Genomic DNA, 3,673 nt, shown 5'->3' with positions numbered 1-3,673 from the left:
ATCTTCGCATGAAGAATTTCGTCAAGGCCGATCAGTTCCCATACCAATCCGCCCTGGGGTGGGAATATGACAGCGGCGACTATCACACCGCCATGCAGAAAGCGATGGATTCAATCGACTACCGGGAGCTTCGCGCAGAGCAGAAAGCCAAACAGGAAGCCTTCAAACGCGGCGAGACCCGCGAGATCATGGGCATCGGCGTCTCATTCTTCACTGAAATCGTCGGCGCGGGCCCGTCCAAGAATTGCGATATCCTGGGCGTTGCCATGTTCGACAGCGCTGAAATCCGTGTGCACCCGACCGGATCGGTGATCTCCCGCATGGGCACAAAATCCCAGGGCCAGGGGCACGAAACCACCTGGGCGCAGATTATCGCGACGGAAATCGGTATTCCGGCGGCCGACATCATGGTGGAAGAAGGCAATACCGACACCGCACCCTATGGTCTGGGGACTTATGGCTCCCGGTCTACGCCAGTGGCCGGCGCTGCGATTGCACTGGCGGCCCGCAAGATCCGCAACAAGGCGCAGATGATCGCGGCCCATATGCTGGAAGTTTCCGAATATGACCTTGAGTGGGACATTGACGGTTTCCAGGTGAAGGGTAATCCGCAGGCGCGCAAATCCATGAAGGAGATTGCCTGGGCTGCCTATCATGCGCCACCACCGAACATGGAACCGGGTCTTGAAGCCGTCAGCTATTACGACCCACCCAACATGACTTACCCGTTCGGGGCATATTTCTGCGTCATGGACATCGACGTCGATACCGGTGTCGCCAAGACACGGCGTTTCTATGCGCTGGATGATTGTGGTACCCGCATCAACCCGATGATCATTGAAGGCCAAGTGCATGGCGGTCTGACGGAAGCGTTTGCCATCGCAATGGGTCAGGAGATCCGTTACGACGAAATGGGCAACGTCCTCGGGGCATCCTTCATGGATTTCTTCATTCCGACCGCGGTTGAGACCCCGCATTGGGAAACCGACTACACGGAAACCCCGAGCCCGCATCATCCGATCGGAGCCAAGGGTGTCGGCGAAAGCCCGAATGTCGGCGGTGTGCCGGCCTTTTCCAACGCGGTCAATGATGCGTTCCAGTTCCTGGGCAGCACGCATATCCAGATGCCGCATGATGCCTGGCGCATCTGGCAAGCCGCCAAGGACCTTGGCGCCCACCGCTGATTTGTGACTGAAGTCGCGTGCTCTGCCCGCGGCTCCTGTCCGTTTCAGGATCCGCGTGCGGCATAGGCCTGCACATAGTACCGACCCATCACTGATGCGAACCGGATGAGCAAGACCAGAGACCAATTGTCAAAAGCACTGTCCGAAACCGGTTATGTGGCCGATGAAGGCCTGGCAACCGCGCTGCTGCTGACCGAGATGCTGAACCGACCGCTGCTTCTGGAGGGAGAGGCCGGTGTCGGCAAGACCGAAGTTGCCAAGGCGCTTGCAAAACTGGAAAAATCCGACCTAATCCGACTGCAATGTTACGAAGGTCTTGATCGGTCCGACGCCATTTATGAATGGAACTACCAGCGCCAGCTACTTGCCATCAAGGCACGTGAAGGCAGCGGTGAAGACGCCGAGACCGTTGAAGAAGCCGTCTTTTCCGAAAAATACCTGCTCGAGCGCCCTCTCCTTGCCGCCATCCGGCAGAATAAACCTCCCGTCCTTCTGATTGACGAGGTTGACCGGGCGGATGAGGAATTTGAAGCCTTTCTCCTGGAAATTCTCTCCGATTATCAGGTCTCCATTCCAGAGCTTGGCACTGTTGAAGCCACCAGTATCCCGCGTGTGGTGCTGACTTCCAACGGCACGCGCGAGCTTTCAGATGCCTTGCGGCGCCGGTGTCTCTATCATTATGTCGACTATCCCAACGCTGACCGGGAGGCACGCATTCTGCTTTCTCGGGTTCCAGGCCTTGATGCAGCGCTTGCGCTGCAGATTGCGGAAATGATGGGCAAGCTGCGCAAGCAGGATCTCACCAAGGTCCCAGGCGTTGCCGAAACCATTGACTGGGCGGCGGCTCTTGTCGGTCTCGGCACAAAAAACCTGCAGGAAAGCCGCGAACTTGTTTACGACACGCTCGTGTGTGTTCTGAAAACACGTGAAGACCAGGCACGCGTCACGCGAGAAGTGACCGATCGTCTTTTGGGACAGGTGGCCTGATCCCATGGTCACCGAACCCATAGCAACCCGGGATGATATCGGAGCAGCCCTACGCCTGCGGCTGACAGGGTTCGTTCAATCACTAAGGGACAGCGGTTTCAAGGTCGGGCTGGCGGAAACCAACGATGCCCTGGCCTTGGTGTGTTCACCATTGTCCAAACGACCCCATAGTCTGAAAAGTGCCTTGCGAGCCCTTTTTTGCGGACGGTTGTCGGACTGGAAGAAATTTGACGAACTGTTCGACGCCTACTGGTTGGGCAAAGGGGTCAAAACCGGCATCAAGGTCTCCGGAACAAGTTCAAAAAAGAGCATGAAGACCATCCGTGAACTCATGGATGCGCAAGGCTCCCGCCAGGACACGATTGCCGGAGACGTCGAACGTCAACCCGGCGAAGAAGACGAGGCGACAGGTGACAAGCCTTCCGGTCGCCGAGAGGGTGCCAGCATCGCGGAGAATCTTGGATCGGTCGATTTCCGCAATCTTCACGATCCCGAAGCTTTGGCCAAGGCACACGAATTGGCCGAACAGCTTGCCCGAACCATGCGTGTGCGCCTGACACGCCGTGACCGGCAAAAGCGCAAGGGTCCTCGCCTTGATCTTCGCCGTACTATCCGGCATTCGATCGCTCATGGCGGCACGCCCATCGAGCTGATCCGAAAAGGTCCGCGCGAACGGCAGTTACGGCTTGTGATCCTGCTGGATGCTTCCGGTTCCATGAACAATTACACCGCCGTCTTCACGCGCTTTGTCCACGGTATTCTGGACAATTTCCGCGAGGCCGAAGCGTTCCTGTTCCACACCCGTCTGGTCCATGTCTCGTCCGCCCTGTCTGAACGCGATGCGGCCCGTGCGCTTGACCGAATGGGTCTGATGGCCCAGGGCATCGGCGGAGGAACGAAGATCGCTGAAGCACTGGCAGATTTCAATCGCTGGCATGCATCGCGGGTTATTCATTCGCGCACCTGCGTCATGATCCTGTCCGACGGCTACGATACCGGCAGGCCGAAAGAACTGGCCGACGAGATGGCGCGATTGCGACGCCGCTGCAAGCGCATTGTCTGGCTAAATCCGCTGATCGGCTGGGAAGGGTATGAACCGACAACAGGTGGCATGCAGGCAGCCCTTCCGCATGTCGACCTGTTCGCGCCGGCCCACAATCTCGACAGTCTGGCTGCCCTTGAACCCTATCTTGCGCGCCTGTAACGCCATGGGAGACGCTCCGATGAAACATATCGCCAATCCCACGGAACATTCCGGTGCTTGTCCGGAGCTGACAAGCGATCTGCATCCACTGATGAGCCGATTGCAGGACGCCAGTGAACCCTTTGCCCTTGCAACGGTGGTCCGGACAATTTCCGTGACCGCGGCAAAAGCAGGTGCAAAAGCGGTTATCGCGCGGGACGGATCGATCGTTGGAGGCTGGATCGGCGGGGGATGTGCCCGCGCCGCAGTGATCAAGGCCGCAATGGCCGCCTTGGAGGATGGCGAGACACGTCTGATT

At 58.1% G+C, this 3,673-nt stretch carries 4 protein-coding genes; all 4 read left to right on the top strand.

Going from position 1 to position 3,673, the window contains the following annotated elements; translation table 11 throughout:
* Window positions 1-1,184: molybdopterin cofactor-binding domain-containing protein (locus K5905_RS29825; RefSeq protein ID WP_297591283.1), on the top strand; the 1,184-nt coding region annotated here is incomplete at its 5' end.
* A gap of 105 nt (window positions 1,185-1,289) precedes the next feature.
* Window positions 1,290-2,171, top strand: coding sequence for a MoxR family ATPase (locus K5905_RS29820; RefSeq protein WP_297591281.1), 882 nt, complete (start codon window positions 1,290-1,292; stop codon window positions 2,169-2,171).
* Window positions 2,172-2,175: 4 nt separating this feature from the next.
* A complete protein-coding gene (locus K5905_RS29815) occupies window positions 2,176-3,375 on the top strand; it encodes a VWA domain-containing protein (RefSeq protein WP_297591278.1) in 1,200 nt (399 codons plus the stop codon).
* A gap of 19 nt (window positions 3,376-3,394) precedes the next feature.
* On the top strand, window positions 3,395-3,673 hold a 279-nt coding region (locus K5905_RS29810), incomplete at its 3' end, for an XdhC family protein (RefSeq protein WP_297591275.1).

It is taken from the genome of Roseibium sp., assembly GCF_025698965.1.
Taxonomy (GTDB): Bacteria; Pseudomonadota; Alphaproteobacteria; order Rhizobiales; family Stappiaceae; genus Roseibium.
The sequence above is the reverse complement of the archived record's forward strand: the minus strand, read 5'-3'. Positions and strand labels throughout refer to the sequence as shown.

What these genes read in the sequence shown, in the direction of transcription:
- K5905_RS29815 (WP_297591278.1), top strand. Translation starts at nt 2,176, where the DNA reads ATGGTCACCGAACCCATAGCAACCCGGGATGATATCGGAGCAGCCCTA.
- K5905_RS29820 (WP_297591281.1), top strand. Translation starts at nt 1,290, where the DNA reads ATGAGCAAGACCAGAGACCAATTGTCAAAAGCACTGTCCGAAACCGGT.